Annotated in this window: 15 protein-coding genes; 12 read left to right on the top strand and 3 right to left on the bottom strand. The window is 75.3% G+C overall.

The window, feature by feature from the left end; all coding sequences use genetic code 11:
* The 4 genes from ACYVJ4_RS13930 to ACYVJ4_RS13945 all read left to right on the top strand — a co-directional run.
* Positions 1–884 (top strand): OB-fold nucleic acid binding domain-containing protein (locus ACYVJ4_RS13930; RefSeq protein ID WP_460460737.1); only part of this gene is annotated, 884 nt, incomplete at its 5' end.
* Positions 885–984: 100 nt separating this feature from the next.
* On the top strand, positions 985–1,797 hold the full coding sequence (locus ACYVJ4_RS13935) for a methyltransferase domain-containing protein (protein WP_460460738.1): 813 nt from the start codon (positions 985–987) through the stop codon (positions 1,795–1,797).
* A 12-nt stretch (positions 1,798–1,809) separates the two neighbouring features.
* Complete coding sequence (locus ACYVJ4_RS13940) at positions 1,810–3,075, top strand: DNA polymerase IV (RefSeq protein ID WP_460460739.1); 1,266 nt, start codon at positions 1,810–1,812, stop codon at positions 3,073–3,075.
* Between the two features lie 123 nt (positions 3,076–3,198).
* A complete protein-coding gene (locus ACYVJ4_RS13945) occupies positions 3,199–3,648 on the top strand; it encodes a DUF3040 domain-containing protein (RefSeq protein ID WP_460460740.1) in 450 nt (149 codons plus the stop codon).
* A 132-nt stretch (positions 3,649–3,780) separates the two neighbouring features.
* Here ACYVJ4_RS13945 and ACYVJ4_RS13950 read toward each other — a convergent pair whose 3' ends face one another.
* From ACYVJ4_RS13950 to ACYVJ4_RS13960, 3 genes are read right to left on the bottom strand one after another with little or no spacing between them, the layout of a single operon-like run.
* Positions 3,781–6,189 carry a transglutaminase family protein gene (locus ACYVJ4_RS13950; protein ID WP_460460741.1) on the bottom strand — a complete coding sequence of 803 codons (2,409 nt, stop codon included), beginning with the start codon at positions 6,187–6,189 and terminating at the stop codon, positions 3,781–3,783.
* Positions 6,186–7,517: a DUF58 domain-containing protein gene (locus tag ACYVJ4_RS13955; RefSeq protein ID WP_460460742.1), complete on the bottom strand. Its 1,332-nt coding sequence runs from the start codon at positions 7,515–7,517 to the stop codon at positions 6,186–6,188. Before ACYVJ4_RS13955 ends, ACYVJ4_RS13950 begins: the two co-directional genes overlap by 4 nt.
* A 10-nt stretch (positions 7,518–7,527) precedes the next feature.
* Positions 7,528–8,508, bottom strand: coding sequence for an AAA family ATPase (locus tag ACYVJ4_RS13960; protein ID WP_460460760.1), 981 nt, complete (start codon positions 8,506–8,508; stop codon positions 7,528–7,530).
* A gap of 546 nt (positions 8,509–9,054) precedes the next feature.
* Here ACYVJ4_RS13960 and mraZ point away from each other — a divergent pair.
* From mraZ to murD, 8 genes are all read left to right on the top strand, one after another.
* Positions 9,055–9,486: a division/cell wall cluster transcriptional repressor MraZ gene (gene mraZ / locus ACYVJ4_RS13965; protein ID WP_460460743.1), complete on the top strand. Its 432-nt coding sequence runs from the start codon at positions 9,055–9,057 to the stop codon at positions 9,484–9,486.
* A gap of 215 nt (positions 9,487–9,701) precedes the next feature.
* Entirely contained in the window at positions 9,702–10,679 is a 978-nt protein-coding gene (rsmH, locus tag ACYVJ4_RS13970) for a 16S rRNA (cytosine(1402)-N(4))-methyltransferase RsmH (protein ID WP_460460744.1), read from the top strand.
* Positions 10,676–11,215: a hypothetical protein gene (locus tag ACYVJ4_RS13975; RefSeq protein ID WP_460460745.1), complete on the top strand. Its 540-nt coding sequence runs from the start codon at positions 10,676–10,678 to the stop codon at positions 11,213–11,215. The genes rsmH and ACYVJ4_RS13975 overlap by 4 nt, the downstream gene beginning before the upstream one ends.
* A gap of 2 nt (positions 11,216–11,217) precedes the next feature.
* Entirely contained in the window at positions 11,218–13,239 is a 2,022-nt protein-coding gene (locus ACYVJ4_RS13980) for a peptidoglycan D,D-transpeptidase FtsI family protein (RefSeq protein ID WP_460460746.1), read from the top strand.
* A gap of 9 nt (positions 13,240–13,248) precedes the next feature.
* Positions 13,249–14,808 (top strand): UDP-N-acetylmuramoyl-L-alanyl-D-glutamate--2,6-diaminopimelate ligase, encoded by a 1,560-nt coding sequence (locus ACYVJ4_RS13985; RefSeq protein ID WP_460460747.1) that lies wholly within the window; start codon positions 13,249–13,251, stop codon positions 14,806–14,808.
* Positions 14,805–16,193: a UDP-N-acetylmuramoyl-tripeptide--D-alanyl-D-alanine ligase gene (locus ACYVJ4_RS13990; RefSeq protein WP_460460748.1), complete on the top strand. Its 1,389-nt coding sequence runs from the start codon at positions 14,805–14,807 to the stop codon at positions 16,191–16,193. Before ACYVJ4_RS13985 ends, ACYVJ4_RS13990 begins: the two co-directional genes overlap by 4 nt.
* Positions 16,190–17,290 (top strand): phospho-N-acetylmuramoyl-pentapeptide-transferase, encoded by a 1,101-nt coding sequence (gene mraY, locus ACYVJ4_RS13995; RefSeq protein ID WP_460460749.1) that lies wholly within the window; start codon positions 16,190–16,192, stop codon positions 17,288–17,290. Before ACYVJ4_RS13990 ends, mraY begins: the two co-directional genes overlap by 4 nt.
* Positions 17,287–18,804 carry a UDP-N-acetylmuramoyl-L-alanine--D-glutamate ligase gene (gene murD, locus ACYVJ4_RS14000; RefSeq protein WP_460460750.1) on the top strand — a complete coding sequence of 506 codons (1,518 nt, stop codon included), beginning with the start codon at positions 17,287–17,289 and terminating at the stop codon, positions 18,802–18,804. Before mraY ends, murD begins: the two co-directional genes overlap by 4 nt.

Consider the following 18,804-nt stretch of genomic DNA (forward strand, 5'->3'; position numbering starts at 1 on the left):
CGCGGCGCGGCGCGGCGACGGCAGCGGCGGGGGACGACGTCCGGCTGCTCGCGCCGGCGCAGTCGCAGGCGGCCCGGCCGGCCGTCCCCGCCGCCGAGCAGCCGGTGCAGCTGGCTCTCGACCTCGGCGACGCCCCCGACACCACGCGGGTCACCGGGCTGCCCGAGATGACCGTCGACGAGCGGGTGCAGGCCGAGCTCGAGGTGCTCGGGCTGGACGCCAGCGCCCACGTCGTCGAGGCCTACGCCCCGATGCTCGACGCGCTCGGCGTCACCCGCAGCCGCGACCTGCTCGGCCAGCGCAACCAGGCCGAGCTGCTCGTCGCGGGCGTCAAGGTCGCCACCCAGACGCCACCGATCCGCTCGGGCCGCCGGGTCGTCTTCCTCACCCTCGACGACGCCACGGGGCCGGTCGACGCCACGTTCTTCGAGGACGTCCAGGGCCCTTACGCCGCAACGGTCTTCCACTCCTGGCTGCTCGTCGTCCGCGGCGTGCTGCGGCGCACCGGGCCGCGGGGGGTCTCGCTGCGCGCCACCGGGGCCTGGCAGCTGCCGCCGCTGTGGGAGGCCTGGACCCTCGGCGGCCTGCCCGCGGTGCACGAGGCGCTCGAGGCGGCCGACGTCCTGGCGCACGCCCAGGTGCCGCCGTCCGAGCGCTACTCGGCCGAGGCCACCCAGGGGGCGGCGCAGAGCCGGTCGAGCCGGCCGGTGATGGAGCCGGCGCGGGCCGGGGGCATGGGGGCCGGGCCGCGGCACCGCCGGGTGCTGGTGCACGCCAGCGGGTTCAAGCAGTCGCCGTACGCCGACGTCAAGCCGGCCGGCGAGGACGTCAAGAGCGCGCCGCGCAAGCTGTGGCACTCCAGCCCCGGCAGCTCGGGCCGGTGAGCCCGGTGGTGAGCCGGGTGGCGGGTCGGGCGGTGTCACTAGGCTGGGCGGCGGTCCCCGGCACCGCGCCGCGGGCACGACGACGCGAAGGAGGCCCGGGGTGGTCGCACCGTCCTCCGACGCCGCTCGCCGGCCGCGTCGCGGCGACGTCGCCACCTCGCCCCGCACCGCCGCGGTGTGGGACGTCGTGCAGCGCACCGCCGCCCAGCTCGCAGGCTCGCCCGCCCGCACCGCCAGCACCGGCAGCGCGCTCGAGGTGCTGGACGCCGGGGCCGGCACCGGCGGCATGGCCGTGCGGCTCGCCGCGCTCGGCCACCGGGTCACGGTGGTCGACCCCAGCCCCGACGCGCTCGCCGCGCTCGAGCGCCGTGCCGAGGAGGCCGGCGTCGTCGACCGGGTCAGCGCCGTGCAGGCCGACGCCGCGCAGCTGCCGCAGGTGGTCGCGCCGTCCAGCGTCGACCTGGTCTGCTGCCACGGGGTGCTCGAGCACGTCGACGAGCCGCGCCAGGCCGTGCAGGCCGTCGCCGACGTCCTGCGGCCGGGGGGTGCCGCGAGCCTGCTCGTCGCACAGCGCTCGGCCGTCGTCCTGGCCCGGGCGCTGGCCGGCCGGTTCGCCGAGGCCGCCCGCGCGCTCGACGACCCCGACGGCCGCTGGGGCGAGGCCGACCCGCTGCCGCGCCGCTTCGACCAGCCGCAGCTCCTCGCCCTCGTCGAGGCCGCCGGGCTCGTGCCCCGCCAGGTGCACGGCGTGCGGTTGTTCAGCGACCTGGTGCCCGAGGCGCTCGTCGACGGCGACGACGCCCGCGCCGCGCTGCTCGACCTCGAGCGCCGGGCCGGCGAGCACCCCGAGCACCCCGAGCTGGCCGCGCTCGCCGTCCAGCTGCACGTCCTGGCGGTGCGCGCCCCGGCCTGAGCGCGGACGACGATGAGCCGGCGCCAGTTCACCCCCGCCCACCGCGACGACGACGCGGACGACACCGGCTGCACCGTGCTGCACGTCGACATGGACGCCTTCTACGCGTCGGTGTCGCTGCTCGCCCGGCCCGAGCTGGTGGGCACGCCGGTCATCGTGGGCGGGGCCTTCAGCCGCGGCGTCGTCCTGTCGGCCACCTACGAGGCGCGGGCGTTCGGCGTCCAGGCGGCGATGCCCATGTCGCGGGCGCGGCGGCTGTGCCCGCAGGCCACGGTCGTCGAGCCCGACCACGACCGCTACGCCGCGGTCTCGCGCGGGGTGATGGCGGTGTTCGCCGACGTCACGCCGTGCGTCGAGCCGCTGTCGCTGGACGAGGCGTTCCTCGACGTCTCGGGCGCGCGGCGCCGGCTCGGCAGCCCGCGCGAGATCGCCCAGCACGTCCGCGACCGCGTGCACGACGAGCAGGGCGTGGCGTGCTCGGTCGGCGTGGCCTCGACGAAGTTCGTCGCCAAGCTGGCCTCGGGCCTGGCCAAGCCCGACGGCCTGCTCGTCGTCCCGCACGAGCACACGCTGCAGGTGCTGCACCCGCTGCCGGTCGCCGCGCTGTGGGGCGTGGGGGAGCGCACCGAGGAGGTGCTGCACCGCTACGGCCTGCGCACCGTGGGCGACCTCGCGCACACCCCGCGCGACACGTTGCAGCGCGCTCTCGGCCCGGCCGCCGGGGCTCAGCTGCACGAGCTGGCCTGGGGCCGCGACCCGCGCCGGGTGGTGCCGCAGCAGCGCGAGCGCAGCATCGGCGCCGAGGAGACCTTCGCCCACGACGTCGACGACGTGGTGGTGCTGCGCCGCGAGCTGCTGCGGCTGTCCGAGCGCACGGCGGCGCGGCTGCGCTCGGCCGGGCAGGTGGGGCGCACCATCACCCTCAAGGTGCGGTTCGCCGACTTCACGACGCTCACCCGCTCGCGCACCCTCGAGGAGGCCACGGACGTCGCGCGCGAGGTCTACGCCACCGTGCGCACGCTGCTCGACGCGCTCGGTCTGCAGCGCGGGCGGGTGCGGCTGGTCGGCGTGCGGGTCGAGGGCCTGCTGCCGGTCGAGCAGCACCAGCGCCAGCTGCTGCTGGACGAGAAGCCGTTCGGCTGGCGCGACGCCGAGCGGGCCGTCGACCGGGCCAGCGCGCGGTTCGGCGCCGGCAGCGTGCGTCCTGCGGTGCTCGTCGACCCCGTGCGCGAGGCGGCGCGGGCCGCGGCGGCCGCCCGCCCCGACCGAGGCGGCTGACCTCTTTGGGCGGTCCCGCTTTCGCACCCGGCAGTCGCGACCTATCCTGAACTGACCAGGGATGGACGACGATCGGTCGACAGCCGTCGTCCTCCGTCGACCCAGCCTCAACGGGAGGTCATCGTGCCGCTTTCCGAGCACGAGCAGCGGGTGCTCGAGCAGATGGAGCACGCGATGGAGACGGAGGACCCGAAGTTCGCCACGGCGATGCGGGGCCGCACTCCCAAGGCCCGTCAGCGTCGTCGGATCATGCTGGGCAGCGTCGGCGTCGTCGCCGGTCTCGTGCTCGTCGTCGTGGGCGTGGCCCAGGCCGTCGTCCCGCTGGCCGTCGCCGGCTTCGTGCTGATGCTCGCCGCGGGCGCCCTGGCCCTCACCCCGCCGCGCCGGCACGCCACGCGAGGCCCCGTCGGCACGGTGGCCGACGACGGCACGACGCAGCCCCGTCGTCCGCGCCCGGCCAAGGCCGGCCGCGCGGCCCGGCCCGCCCGTCAGCCCAAGCAGGGCACGTTCATGCAGCGGCTCGAGCAGCGCTGGGACCGTCGCCGCGACCAGGGCGGCGGCTGGGGCGGCTGAGCCCGCACCGCAGCTGCTTGACCCGCACCACCCGAGGCGCCCCGGTCACCGACCGCGGCGCCTCTTCCACGCCGCCCGTGGACAGCACCTGGGTACCAAGGTGCTGTCTCCGCGGGGGAGTCGGTGCGCGGGTCAGCGGGAGCGGCGGCGCAGGTGCACCGACGGCAGCCGCAGCCGGTGCGTGCCGCGCGCCACCCGCGCGTCGACGCGTCCGAGCACCCGGCCCACGCGTCGTCCGACGCCCAGCACCCGCGAGGCCCCGGACGTCGGGTAGACCGTCGCGCGCCAGCGCTCGCCGCGCGTGCGCGACCCGGCCACCGCCCGCACCACCGTGCGGACGTCGCCCGTGACGTCGGCCGCGTCGCTGCCCGGCCGCGCGTACCGCGTGCTCTCGACCGCGGTCGTGATGCGGGCCAGCGCGTCCTGGGGCTCGCCGCCGAGGTGCGCTGCCACCCGCAGGCGGTGGTCGACCTGGCGCGGTGTCAGCGACGACGACAGGTCGATGCCCAGGTCACCCACCTGCTCGTGCAGGTCGGCCCACGACGCCTCGACCCGCGCCGTGCCGTCGGCCGCGGCGCGACGGCGCCGTCGACGTCCGAGCCAGGCGGTCACCGGCGTCAGCAGCAGCGCGGCGAGCAGCAGCAGCACGATCCCACCGGCCTGCAGCACGCGGTTCGGCCCGCGCTCGGCGACCGGGGTCGTGATGATCGGCTCGGCCACCTCGCCGGTGCGGGCGCGGCGCTCGGCCTCCTGCAGCGACTGGATCCGCGGGTCGAGCGAGGACGTCGCGGTCGACCCCGGCACGCCGGTGGTCGAGGTCGACGGGCCGTCGGTGGGCGAGCCGCTGCTGCCCACCGTCGCCCAGGTCGGCGCCGCACCGGTGCGCGAGGCCGGGGTGGGCTCGAACCGCACCCAGCCCACGCCCTCGAAGTACAGCTCGGGCCAGGCGTGCGCGTCGGTGAGCTTCACCGACCACCAGTTGTCCTGCACCGGCGTGCCGGGCAGGAAGCCGACGCCGATGCGGGCCGGGATGCCGAGCGAGCGGGCCATCACCGCCATCGCCGACGAGAACTGGATGCAGAACCCCTTGCGCTGCGCCAGGAAGTCGGCCACCGCGTCGCCGCCCGAGCTGGCCGGCGCGTCGGTCGAGTAGGTGAAGTCGCCGCCGTCGCGGAACCACTGCTGCAGCGCCATGGCCTGGTCGTACGGGTTGGTCTGCCCCTTGGTGACCTCGCGGGCCGTGCGCGCGACGACGTCCGGCAGGCTGCGCGGCAGCGAGGTGAACTGCTGCATGGTGTTCGGCGCCGTCACCGGCGAGTTGCGCAGCTGGTCGACGGTCGGCCGCACCGCGAGGTAGTTCACGTCGTACTTCTTGCCGCGCGCGGTCTCGCCGTCACCGATGACGTTGAGGGACGACGCGTCGAACAGCCACGCGCCCTTGATGTCGACCTTGCGCGCCGGGTAGGGCAGCGGCAGGAAGTCCTGGTCGAGGCTCGAGCTCACCTCGACGCGCATCGTGTACGGCACCTGCGCGACGTCCGGCCCGAGCCCCGGGGGAGGGGGCAGGCCGCGGCTGGCCCGGTTGCGCCGCGACACGTCGCGGGTGCCGGGCTTCCAGGTGTCGCCGTCGAAGACGTCGGCCGTGACGATGCGCAGCGGCTGCACGTCGGCCTGGCTGGTGTTGTAGCGCAGGATCTCGATGTCGCGCCGCGGCGCGAGGCTGTCGCGCAACGTCAGGACCGGGTTGATGACGGTCAGCCCGCCGATGCCGCTCGAGCTCGAGCCCGCGCCGCCGCGGGTGAGCAGTCCGTCGGAGATGCCCGGGACGACGGCCGGCAGCACCACGGCCAGCACGATCGCGGCGGCGCCCAGCCGTCGTCCGGTGGCGGCCAGGGCCGCGGTGTCGTTGCCGATCGACTGCCGGCTGGCGTCGTACCCGCCGCCCCAACGGGGCAGCAGGCGACCCCAGCGCAGCACCCTGGCCCCGGCGTCGTGCGCGAGCAGCAGCAGCCAGCCCACGCCCGCGGCGACGAAGTAGCGCCACTGCAGACCGTCCGGCACGACCGCCGCCGGCACCGCGTACAGCGCCAGCAGCGGCACCCCGGCCGCGGCCGGCGCGCGCAGACCGACGACCGCGAGGTCGACGAGCGCGGCGACCGACAGCACGCCGATGGCGAGGATCAGCGAGATGCCGTGGGACGTCGGCACCGGCGCCGCGTAGCGGTTGATCGTGTCGCCGCCGTCGACGACCACCTGGCCGAGCCGCTCGACCGCGGCGGGACCGGGGAAGATGCCGGCCACCGCGCTCTCGCCGGCGAACATCGCGGTGAGCACGACGAAGCCGGCCACCACCTGCAGCGGCACGACGAGCGCCTTGGGCAGGTGCGCCCCGCGGGCGGCCAGCCCGACGAGCAGCACGACCAGCACCATGGCGATGCACGAGGCCTGCCAGTCCTTGCCGTCGACCACCGGCGACAGCGACCACGTGGTGAGCAGCGTCGCCAGCGCGGCGAGCAGCGGGGCCAGCCGGTCGCGGTTCATCGGGCCCGCCCCGAGAGCAGCCGGCCGGAGCCGATCCGGCGCCAGGTCATGTCGAGCGGCTCGCCGGGTCGGGCGTGCACGACGTCCCAGCCGGCGGCGCGCAGCCGCTCGAGCTGGTGCTGCACGCGGGACTCGACCTCGGCCTTGAGCGTCTTGTCGGTGACCGCGGACGTCGTGTCCGCCACCAGCGCGACGCAGCTGGTGCCCGGCTGGTGCAGCCCGGCCAGCATCGCGGTGTCGTCGGCGTTCACCTCGCCCAGCGCCGCGACGAGCAGGCCGCCCATCGCCGAGCGCGCGGCCGCGTGCACGGCACGCTGCAGCTCGACCGCCCCGGCGGGTGCCACCGCGGCCAGCGCGTCCAGCACCTGCGAGGACGACGCCTCGCCCAGCCCGGTCAGCTCGTGCGCCCACGGGTTGGCGACGTTCTCCTGGCCGGGCGTGCCGTCGACGAGGCGCACCGCGTAGCCGCGCCCGGTCAGGTGCACCGCCACCGAGGCGACGGCCGACACCGACCACTCGAAGCTGGACGACGGCCCGTCACCTCGGTGCGCGGCCCGTCGGCGGTCGAGCAGCAGGGTGGCGCGGCTCTGCCAGGGCTGCTCCTCGCGGCGCACCATGAGCTCGCCGCGCCGGGCGGTCGAGCGCCAGTGCACCCGGCGCAGGTCGTCGCCCTGGCGGTACTCGCGGGTCGTGACGTCGTCCTCGCCGGACGCCGCGACGGCCCGCGGGCGGGTGTCGCCGGCGCCGGTCCAGTCGCCGGTCAGGGCGATCGGCGGCAGCGCGACGACGTGCGGGATCACGACCAGCTCGTCGCGCGCCGTGAACGAGCGGCGGTGCTCGCCCATGCCGAACGGGTCGGTGAGGGTCAGGCTCAGCGGCCCGATGGCGAACCGGCCGCGCACGTCCGAGCGCACCGGGTAGCTCACCGCCCGGCGCTCGCCGGGCTCGAGGCCGGGCAGCACGAACCGCGGCCGCGAGCCCACGGTGTAGGGCACCTGCTCCTCGGCCAGCACCATGCCGCAGCGCTGGCTGGAGACGTTGGCGATCTCGAGCACCACCTGGGCGGCGCGCCCCACCTCGACCCGCACGGGCGTGATGGTGCGCGAGCAGGCCAGCCGGTAGCGGGACCGGCCGAGCACCACGACGGTCAGCACCGGCACCACGGCGAGCAGGACGCCGACGCGCAGCAGGTCGCGCTGGCCCAGCGCGACCGCGCAGACCATCGCGGTGACGCCGGCCGACAGCACGGCGCGGCCGCGCGTGGTGAGCCGCGAGAACGGCCCGACCAGCCGTCGGGTCAGGGCCCGGCGGCTGCTGCGCAGGCTCATCGCCGGTCCGTCAGCGGGTGGGGCCGGTCGGCACGGGCACCCGCTGCACCAGGCCGGCGACGACGTCCTCGGCGCTCTTGCGCGCGAGCAGGGCGTCGGAGGTCAGCAGCAGGCGGTGGGCCAGCACCGGGACCGCGAGGGTCTGGACGTCGTCCGGCAGCACGTGGTCGCGACCCTCGAGGGCGGCGTGGGCGCGGGCCGCGCGCAGCAGGTGCAGCGTCGCGCGCGGCGAGGCGCCCAGGCGCAGGTCGGGCGTGGAGCGCGTGGCCTCGGCCAGGTCGACGACGTACTGCTTGACGGCGTCGCTGACCCAGACCGCGCGGGTGGCGGCCACCAGCTCGCGCACGTCGGCGGCCGTCGCGACCGGCTCGACGTCGTCCAGCGGGGACGTCGTGCCGTGGCTGCTGAGCATCGCGAGCTCGGCGGTGGTGCCGGGGTAGCCCATCGACACGCGCGCCATGAAGCGGTCGCGCTGCGCCTCGGGGAGGGGGTAGGTGCCCTCCATCTCGATCGGGTTCTGCGTCGCCACGACGATGAACGGCGCCTCGAGGTGGTAGGTGACGCCGTCGACCGTGACCTGGCGCTCCTCCATGCACTCCAGCAGCGCGGACTGGGTCTTGGGCGACGCGCGGTTGATCTCGTCGCCGAGCACCACGTTGGCGAAGATCGCTCCGGGCTTGAACTCGAAGTCGCGCTGCTCCTGGTTGTAGATGCTGACGCCGGTGACGTCGCTGGGCAGCAGGTCCGGCGTGAACTGCACGCGGCGCACGCTGCAGTCGACGGCGCGGGCCATCGCCTTGGCGAGCATCGTCTTGCCGACGCCGGGCACGTCCTCGATCAGCAGGTGGCCCTCGGCCAGCAGCACGGTCAGCGCGGTGCGGACGACGTCCGGCTTGCCCTCGATCACGGTCTCGATCGCACCGGCGATGGCACCTGCGGTGCGGCGCAGGGCGTCGAGGTCGACGTCGGAGCGGGTCTGCGGGGCGCTCATCGCGCTCACGGGGCCTCCTGGATCGGCTGTCTCGCACGGACGGACGGCGGCACGGCGCACGTCCCCCGCGTCGGGCTCCGCGTCGTCCACCTGGCGTCCTCGCAGTCTGTCACCGCATCGCCCAGCGCGGGAGTGTCGACGTACCGGTCCGTGTCCGCTCCGTTTCCGTTTCGTGTCCTGACCCGCCCAACGGTCCAGCGGCGTCCGGAGTTCACCAGCGCCCCCACTTCGCTCCCCGGACGGCGGCGGGCCGGGTCCGCGGTGGGACCGGTGCGGTCCCGCCGGCCGGACGCCGTGCTCGAGCTCCGGGTGCGTTCCGGGGGAGGTCCGGGGACGCCGCGAGAACCCCTCCACCGGCGTTCTGCCCGATATGCCCGCTCTGACCTGCGGTTTCGGGCGCAACGCGCCGTCACGCAGGGTGCATTCTGCTTGACCGGGGAGTGAAGTGGAGTAATGTGGAGCGAGCCGGAGCAGAGGGGATTCCGGTGCTGGGTCGAGAGTCCTCCGCCGGGTCGCGCCGGCGGCGGTCGAGAGGGGAGGTGCGCGATGTTCCTCGGCACGCACACCCCCCGCTTGGACGACAAGGGGCGGCTGATCCTCCCGGCCAAGTTCCGCGACAAGCTCGCCGGCGGTCTCGTGGTCACCCGTGGCCAGGAGCGCTGCCTCTACGTCTTCGCCATGGACGAGTTCGTCCGGATCGCCGAGCAGATGCGCACGGCACCGGTCACGAGCAAGGCGGTGCGCGACTACCTGCGCGTCTTCCTGTCCGGCGCGAGCGACGAGGTGCCGGACAAGCAGGGCCGGGTGACCGTCCCGACCGTGCTGCGCGACTACGCGGGGCTCGACCGCGACCTGGCCGTCATCGGCGCCGGGTCGCGGATCGAGATCTGGGACGCCGGCGCCTGGGCCACCTACCTGGCGGCCAACGAGCAGGCGTTCTCCGAGCAGGCGGAGGAGGTGGTGCCCGGCCTGCTGTGACCGCACGACCAGACCGCACGACCGCACGACCGCACGACGAGGCCGCCCGATGTGGTCTCCACCCGCTCCACCCGTCCTGCCGCACCTTCCCCGGTGGCAGGCCGAACCCCTCGGAGCGGTTGGGGACCAGACCGGGCGGCCCGCAGCACCCGACCCGAACCGCAGCACCTACCCGCTGCACCACCACCGCAGGACGAGACCAGGAAGGACCCGCCATGGAGCGCACCGGCGACGCCGCGTCGCGGCACCAGCCGGTGATGCTCGGCCGCTGCGTCGAGCTGCTCGCGCCGGCGCTGGCGGAGCCCGGGTCGGTGGTCGTCGACGGCACGCTCGGCATGGGCGGGCACGCCGAGGCGCTGCTGCGGACCTGCCCGGACGCCGTCCTGGTCGGCATCGACCGCGACCCCGAGGCGCTGCGCCTGGCGGGGGAGCGGCTGGCGCCGTTCGGCGACCGCGTGCACCTGGTGCACGCCGTGTACGACGAGATCGGCGACGTCCTGCGGCGCCTGCGCCTCGGCCCGGTGCAGGGCGTGCTGCTCGACCTCGGCGTGTCCTCGCTGCAGCTCGACGAGGACGACCGCGGCTTCGCCTACCGCGTCGACGCCCCGCTCGACATGCGCATGGACTCCGGCGACGAGCTGACCGCCGCCGAGGTGCTCAACACCTACCCGCTCGACGACCTGGTGCACGTCCTGCGCGACTACGGCGAGGAGCGCTTCGCCCGCCGGATCGCCGCGGCGGTCGTGCGCGAGCGCGGCGCGAGCCCCTTCACGACGTCCGCCCGGCTGGTCGAGCTGGTGCGGGCCAACGTGCCCGCCGCCACCCGCCAGCACGGCGGCAACCCGGCCAAGCGCACCTTCCAGGCCCTGCGGATCGAGGTCAACGGCGAGCTCGACGCCCTGGCGCGCGCGCTGCCGGCCGCGGTCGACGCGCTGGCCGTCGGGGGGCGCCTCGCCGTGCTCGCCTACCACTCGCTCGAGGACCGCGCGGTCAAGCAGGTGCTGGCGGCCGGCGCCCGCAGCAGCGCACCGCCGGACCTGCCGGTCGAGCTGCCCGAGCACGCGCCGTACCTGCGCCTGCTGACGCGCGGCGCCGAGGTGCCGTCGGCCGACGAGGTCGAGACCAACAAGCGGGCCGCGTCGGCCCGGCTGCGCGCCGCCGAGCGCGTCCGCACCGGGGGGAGGGCCGCATGAGCCAGACGCTCGCGTCGTCCGGAGCACGCCGGACGACGTCATCGGCCGCACGCGGACCGGCGACCGGCCGCGGGGCTGCGCGGCCGCCGCGGCCCTCGCTGCGCGTCGTCCGCGCCCCGTCGGTCGACCGCGGTCGCACCGTCTTCGTCGTGCTGTGCCTGCTGCTGCTCGTCGGCGGCCTGCTCTCGCTGCTGCTCATCAACACCGCGCTGGCGCAGGGCTCGTTCACGCTGCACGACCTGCAGAACACCTCGGACGAGCTCGGCGACCACGAGCAGTCGCTGCGCCAGGACATCGCCGTCCAGGGCGCGCCGGCCCGGCTGGCGGCGCGGGCCACGGCGCTCGGCATGGTGCCGTCCGACACCGCGGCCTTCCTGCGGCTGTCCGACGGCAAGCTGCTCGGCGTGGCGCACCCGGCTGCCACGCCGACGACGCCTACCGTGAAGGAGACGGCGCCGCCGCCGTCCACGACGAAGTCGGTGCAGGACAAGGCGAAGCGCGGCAACGGCACGAAGAAGCAGAAGGCGACGAGGTGAGCGTGGACGGTCAGGGGGGACCCCGTCGCGGCGCGCCGCGTCCCGGGACCCCGCGCACCGGCCGTCAGCCCGTCCAGCGCAAGCCCGCCCAGCGCAAGCCGGCGCAGCGCCAGCCCACCCAGCGCAAGCCGGCCCAGCGCCAGCCCACCCAGCGCAAGCCGGCGGGGGCGTCGCGCCCGCGGCGCCAGCCCACCGGTCGACCCGCGGGCCGCGGCCGTCACCCCGCCCGCCAGCCCGGTCCCCGTCGTCCGGGCGTCGCGCACCCGCAGCGCCGGGCCCGCGCGATGTTCCTCGGCGTGTGCATCACGTTGAGCCTGTTCGCCGTGCAGCTGCTGCGCCTGCAGGCGCTCGACGCCTCGGCCATGGCGCAGAAGGCGCTCGGCAGCCGGCTCACGACCGTGCCGGTCAACGCCACCCGCGGCCAGATCGTCGACCGGGACGGCGTGGTGCTGGCCACCAGCCTCGAGCGCTACAACGTCACGGTCGACCAGACCACGGTCGCCGAGTACTCGCGGCTCGAGAAGGACCCCGTCACCGGCAAGAAGCACAAGGTGGTGCTCGGCCTGGACGGCGCGGCCCACGACCTGGCCGCGGTGCTGAAGATGCCGGTGGCCGAGGTGCGCGACAAGCTCGAGGGCACGCGCCGCTTCGCCTACGTCAAGAAGGGCGTCACCCCCGAGGTGTGGCGCGAGGTCGACGCCCTGACCATCCCCGGCATCTACCCCGAGCGGACGTCGCAGCGCGCCTACCCGGCCGACGGCGTCGGCGCGTCGGTGGTGGGCTTCGTCGGCAAGGACAACACCCCGTTGGCCGGCCTGGAGCTCAAGCTCGACAAGCAGCTCACCGGCACTCCCGGCAGCGTCACCTACGAGCGCGACCCCGGTGGCCGTCACATCCCGACCGGCGACGTCGAGCAGAAGGCCGCGGTGCCCGGCGCCACGGTGCAGCTCACCCTCGACCGCGACCTGCAGTGGAAGGCCGAGCAGGTGCTGGCCGCCAAGGTCGCCGAGTCGGGCGCGCTGTCGGGCACCGTCGTGGTGATGACCAAGGACGGCAAGATCCTCGCCCTGGCCAACGCGCCGACGTTCGACCCCAACGTGCCGAGCAAGAGCAAGCCGGCCAACCTGTCGAACCGCGCGCTGTCCGAGGTCTACGAGCCCGGCTCGACCAGCAAGGTCATGACGGCGGCGGCCGCCATCGAGGAGGGCGCGGTCACGGCGATGACGCCGTTCTCGGTGCCGGGCCAGATCAACCGCGCGGGCAAGACCTTCCACGACTCGCACCCGCACGGCGTCGAGCGGCTGACGTTCGCCGGCGTGCTCGCCAAGTCCAGCAACGTGGGCACGATCATGGCGGGCGAGAAGCTGTCGTCGTCCACGATGTACTCGTACCTCACGAAGTTCGGCATCGGGCAGCCGTCCGGCCTGGCGTTCCCCGGCGAGAGCCGCGGCATCCTGGCCCAGCCGCAGGACTGGAGCGGCTCGCAGCGCTACACCGTGCTGTTCGGCCAGGGCCTGTCGGTCAACGCCGTGCAGGCGGCGGGCGTCTACCAGACCATCGCCAACGACGGGGTGCGCGTGCAGCCGCAGCTGGTGGCCGGAACGGTCGGCGCCGACGGCAGGCTCGACCCGGCGGCCGGCTCGAAGAGCACGCGGGTCGTCAGCGCCAAGACCGCGGCCACGCTGCGGCGCATGCTCGAGGGCGTCGTGAGCGCCGACGGTACCGCGCCCGAGGCGCGCATCCCGGGCTACCGCGTGGCCGGCAAGACCGGCACCGCGCAGCGCTTCGACCCCACCTGCGGGTGCTACCGCGGCTACACCGGCTCGTTCATCGGCATGGCGCCGGCCGACGACCCGCAGCTGGTCGTGGCGGTCACCCTGCAGCGGCCGGTCAAGGGCTACTACGGCGGCACCGTGGCGGCCCCGGTGTTCAAGGACGTCATGACCTACGCGCTGCAGAAGCTGCAGATCCCGCCCACGGGGTCCGGCTCGCCCTCGATCCGCCTCACCGCGACGGACCGGTAGCCTCGCTCCGTGTCTGCAGCAGCCGTGCCGTCGTCCGCCGGGCTGCGTCCCTCGGAGCCGAGCGGGTGCACGCTGGACGACCTCGTGCACGCCGGTGGCGGGGCGGTGACCCTGCAGCCGGACGACGCCTCCGCCGTGCGCGTCACCGGTGCCACGCTCGACTCGCGGGCCGTGCGGCCCGGTGACCTCTACGCGGCGCTGCCGGGCTCGCGCGCGCACGGCGCGCAGTTCGTGCCCGCCGCCGCCGAGCTCGGGGCGGTCGCGGTGCTGGCCGAGCCGGACGGCGCCCGCCGGGCCCGCGAGCTCGGCGCGTCGCTGCCGCTGCTCGTCGCCGACCGCCCGCGCGCGGTGCTGGGTGCCCTCAGCGCGGAGGTCTACGGCCGCCCGGCCGCCGACGTCCAGCTGCTGGGCGTCACCGGCACCAACGGCAAGACCACCACGACCTACCTGATGGAGGCCGTGCTGCGGGCCACCGGCCGCACCACCGGGCTGGTCGGCACGGTCGAGACGCGCGTGGCCGACCAGGCCGTGCCGAGCGTGCGCACGACGCCCGAGGCGCCCGACCTGCACGCGCTGCTGGCCCTGATGCGCGAGCGCGGCGTGCAGGTCTGCTGCATGGAGGTCTCGAGCCAGGCGCTCGCGCAGCACCGCGTCGACGCCGCGGTCGTGGACGTCGCCGGGTTCACCAACTTCAGCCAGGACCACCTCGAGCTGCACGGCGACATGGACACCTACCTGGCCGCCAAGTCGCTGCTGCTCACGCCTGAGCACAGCCGCGAGGCCGTGGTGGTCGTCGACGACGACGGCACGCGCAAGGCGGCGGCCGGTGCCTCGGTGCCGGTCACCACGCTGAGCGGCGAGGCCGGCAGCGACGCCGACTGGCGGGTGACGTCGCGCGAGCCGCGTGACGGCGGCACCGACTTCGTGCTCGAGAGCCGCGACGGCCAGAGCCTGCGCCTGCGCTGCCCGCTGCCCGGCGACTTCAACGTGCTGAACGCCGCCCTCGCCGCCGTCATGCTGCTGCGCAGCGGGGTCTCGGTCGACGACGTGCGCACCGGGCTCGACCGCGCCGGCGGGGTGCCGGGTCGCATGGAGCAGGTGGGAGACGCGACGTCCGGTCCGCTCGCGGTGGTCGACTACGCCCACACGCCGGACGCCGTCGCCGCAGCCCTCGCCGCCCTTCGACCGGCCTGCACCGGGCGGCTCGTCGTCGTGCTCGGTGCCGGCGGCGACCGCGACCCCGCCAAGCGACCCGGCATGGGCGCGGCCGCGGCCCGGGGCGCCGACGTCGTGGTCGTCACCGACGACAACCCCCGCAGCGAGGACCCCGCGGCGATCCGGGCCGCCGTGCTGGCCGGGGCGCGCGACGCCTGCACCGGGACCGAGGTGGTCGAGGTGGGCGACCGGCGCGCCGCGATCCGCGAGGGCGTGCGCCGCGCCACGTCCCCCGGGGACGTCCTGCTGGTGGCAGGCAAGGGCCACGAGCCGGGCCAGGAGGTCGCGGGCGTCGTGCACCCCTTCGACGACCGGGCCGAGCTCGCCGCCGCCCTGGCGGAGGTGGCCGGGTGATCCCCCTGACGCTGGGCGAGGTGGCCGGCGCGACCGACGCCGAGCTGCACGGCGACCCGGCCCTGGTGGTCGACGGACCGGTCGTCACCGACGCGCGCGAGTGCGGCCCCGGCGGCCTGTACGTCGCGCGGCGCGGCCGGCACGCCGACGGGTTCGAGTACGTCCCGCAGGCGGTCGAGCGCGGGGCGGTCGCGGTGCTGGCCGACCGGCCGACCGACGCGGTGGCGACGCTGGTCGTCGACGACGTCCAGGCCGCGTTCGACGCCTTGGCGCGCACCGTGGTCGAGCGCGTGCCCGACCTGCGCGTCGTCGCGGTCACGGGGTCGTCCGGGAAGACCAGCACCAAGGACCTGCTCGCCCAGGTGCTCGGTCGGCTCGGCCCGACGGTTGCCACCGAGCGCTCCTACAACGGCGAGGTCGGCGTGCCGCTCACGGCGGTACGGGTCGAGCCCGGCACCCGCCACCTGGTCGTCGAGATGGGCGCCCGCGGCGTCGGGCACATCGCCCACCTCACGACCATCGTGCGCCCCGACGTGTCGGTGGTGCTGAACGTCGGCTCGGCCCACCTCGGCGAGTTCGGCTCGGTCGAGGCGATCGCGGACGCGAAGTCCGAGCTGGTCCAAGCCCTTGCGCCGCAAGGGCTCGCGGTGCTGAACGCCGACGACCACCACGTGCGCGACATGCGCAGCCGCACGGTCGGGCGCGTCGTCATGGTCGGGCGCTCGACCGACGCCGACGTCCGCGCGGTCGACGTCGCGCTCGACGACGAGGCCCGCGCGAGCTTCGACGTCGTGACCGCCGACGCCCGCTCGTCGGTGCGGCTCGGCCTGCACGGCGAGCACCACGTCGCCAACGCGCTGGCGGTCGCCGCCGTCGCGCTCGAGCTCGGGATGAGCCTGCCGGACGTCGCCGCCGCCCTCACCGAGGCGCGCGCGGCGAGCCCCGGCCGCATGCAGGTCACCGACCGCCCCGACGGCGTGCGCGTCGTCAACGACGCCTACAACGCCAACCCGGACTCGGTGCGCGCGGCGCTGAAGGCGTTGGTGGGCATGGGTTCTGGACGTCGCACGTGGGCCGTGCTGGGCGAGATGCTCGAGCTCGGGCCCGACTCGGTGGCCGAGCACGACGCCGTCGGGCGGCTCGCGGTGCGGCTCAACGTCTCGCGGCTCGTCGCCGTCGGCCCTGGGGCGCAGGCGATCCACACGGGTGCGACCCAGGAAGGGTCGTGGGGAGAGGAGTCGGTGCACGTGCCGGACGTCGAGGCGGCGCACGCGCTGCTGCGCGAGCAGCTGCGGCCGGGTGACGTCGTCCTGCTGAAGTCCAGCCGGGACGCCGGCCTGCGGGTGCTGGGCGACCAGCTCGCGGGGGAGGGGGGCCCGGCATGAGGGCTGTACTCATCGCGGCGGCGGTCTCGCTGATGGTGTCGCTGCTCGGCACGCCGCTCTACATCCGCTTCCTCGTCAAGCGCGGGTACGGCCAGTTCATCCGCGACGACGGCCCGACGTCGCACCACACCAAGCGCGGCACGCCCACCATGGGCGGGGCGGTGCTGATCCTCGCGACGCTCGCGGCCTACGCGATGGCACACCTGATCACGCTGAACCCGCCGACGTGGAGCGCACTGCTGGTCCTGTTCCTCATGACCGGCCTGGGCGTCGTCGGGTTCCTCGACGACTTCATCAAGATCAGCAAGCAGCGCAGCCTCGGGCTGCGCGCGGTGCCCAAGCTGGTCGGGCAGTCGGTGGTCGCGCTGCTGTTCTCGGTGCTGGTGCTGCAGTTCCCCAACACCACGTTCCGGACGCCGGCCTCGACCCAGATCTCGTTCATCCGCGACACCCCGGTCGACCTGGCGTTCGCCGGGCCCGCGATCGGCGTGATCCTCTTCGTCGGCTGGGCCTACGTGATGATCGCGGCCACCAGCAACGGCGTGAACCTCACCGACGGGCTGGACGGCCTCGCCACCGGCGCGAGCACCCTGGTCTTCGCGGCCTACGTGCTGATCGGCACCTGGCAGTCGAACCAGAACTGCCAGAACCTCACCGGCGACGAGACCGGCTCGGCCGCGCTGAAGTGCTACGAGGTGCGCGACCCGCGCGACCTCGCCGTCGTCGCGGCCTGCCTCATGGGCTCGTGCATCGGCTTCCTGTGGTGGAACGCCGCGCCGGCCAAGATCTTCATGGGCGACACCGGGTCGCTGGCCCTCGGCGGGGCGCTCGCCGGCCTGGCGATCACCTCGCGCACCGAGCTGCTGCTCGTCGTCATCGGCGGCCTGTTCGTGCTGATCTCGGCCTCGGTGATCATCCAGGTCGGCTCGTTCAAGCTCACCGGCAGACGCGTGTTCCGCATGGCCCCGCTGCAGCACCACTTCGAGCTGCTGGGGTGGCAGGAAGTCACGATCGTCATCCGGTTCTGGATCATCGCGGGCCTGTTCGTCGCGCTCGGGCTCGGGATCTTCTACGCCGAGTGGGTGGTCGGGTCGTGACCGACGGCCCGCACGCCGCGGGCTCGCGGCTCGACGCGCTCACCGACCGCGACGCCGACTGGTCGGGGCTGCGGGTCGTGGTGGCGGGCCTGGCCGTCAGCGGGTTCGCCGCCGCCGACGCGCTGCTGCAGCGCGGCGCCGAGGTGGTCGTGGTCGACGGCCGCGACGGGCCGGCCGAGCAGGAGAAGCGCGAGATCCTGCAGATCATGGGCGGCGACGTCCGTCTCGGCGAGGGCGCCACCGACGCCCTGCCGTCGGGCGTCGACGTGCCGGACGTCGTCGTCACCTCGCCCGGCTGGCGGCCCGACCAGCCGCTGCTGGCCGCGGCGCTGGCCTCCGGCGTCCCGGTGTGGGGCGAGGTCGAGCTGGCCTGGCGGATGCGCCCCGTGCACGGCGGGGCGCCGTGGCTGACCCTCACCGGCACCAACGGCAAGACGACGACGGTGCGCATGCTGACCCAGATGCTGCGGGCCGCCGGGTTGAACGCCGCGGCCGTCGGCAACGTCGGCACCCCGGTGCTGCACGCGATGCTGTCGCCCGAGCCGCTCGACGTCCTGGCCGTCGAGCTGTCGAGCTTCCAGCTGCACTGGCTCGGCCCCGACCGGGCTCGCTCGCTCGCGCCGCTGGCGAGCGCCGTCCTGAACGTCGAGCCCGACCACCTCGACTGGCACGGATCGTTCGACGCCTACGCGCACGACAAGGGCCAGGTCTACGAGCGCACCGAGGTCGCCTGCGTCTACAACGTGCAGGCGCCGATCACCGAGCGCCTGGTGCGCGAGGCCGACGTCACCGACGGCTGCCGCGCCATCGGCTTCACCCGCGGCGTGCCGTCGGTCGGGATGCTCGGGGTCGTCGACGACGTCCTGGCCGACCGCGCGTTCGTCGAGGAGCGCCGGACGTCGGCCGCCGAGCTCGCCACGCTGGCCGACGTCCAGGGCGACGCCCCGGTGCTCGCGCCGCACCAGGTGTCCAACGCCCTCGCCGCGGCGGCGCTCGCGCGGGCCGCGGGCGTGCCGGCGCAGGCGGTGCGCGACGGCCTGCGCGGCTTCACGCCCGACCCCCACCGCATCGCCCACGTCGCCACCGTCGACGGGCTGGGCTTCGTCGACGACTCCAAGGCCACCAACCCGCCGGCCGCCGCGGCCTCGCTCGCGGCGTTCGACCACGTGGTCTGGGTCGCGGGCGGCCTGCTGAAGGGCGCGGACGTCGACGACCTGGTGCGCACGCACGCCGGCCGGCTGCGCGGGGTCGTGCTCATCGGCCGCGACCGCGCGCGGATCGCCGAGGCGATGTCGCGACACGCGCCGGATGTGCCCGTCGTCGAGCTCGACACCACGGACACTGGCGTCATGGACGTCGTCGTGCGCGAGGCCGTGCGCCTGGCGCAGCCGGGCGACACGGTCCTGCTCGCGCCGGCCGCCGCGTCGATGGACATGTTCCGCGACTACGCCGCGCGCGGGGAGGAGTTCGCCGCCGCGGTCCACCGGTTCGCCAGGTCACGGCAGGGGGAGTAG

It is taken from the genome of Angustibacter peucedani, assembly GCF_054779595.1.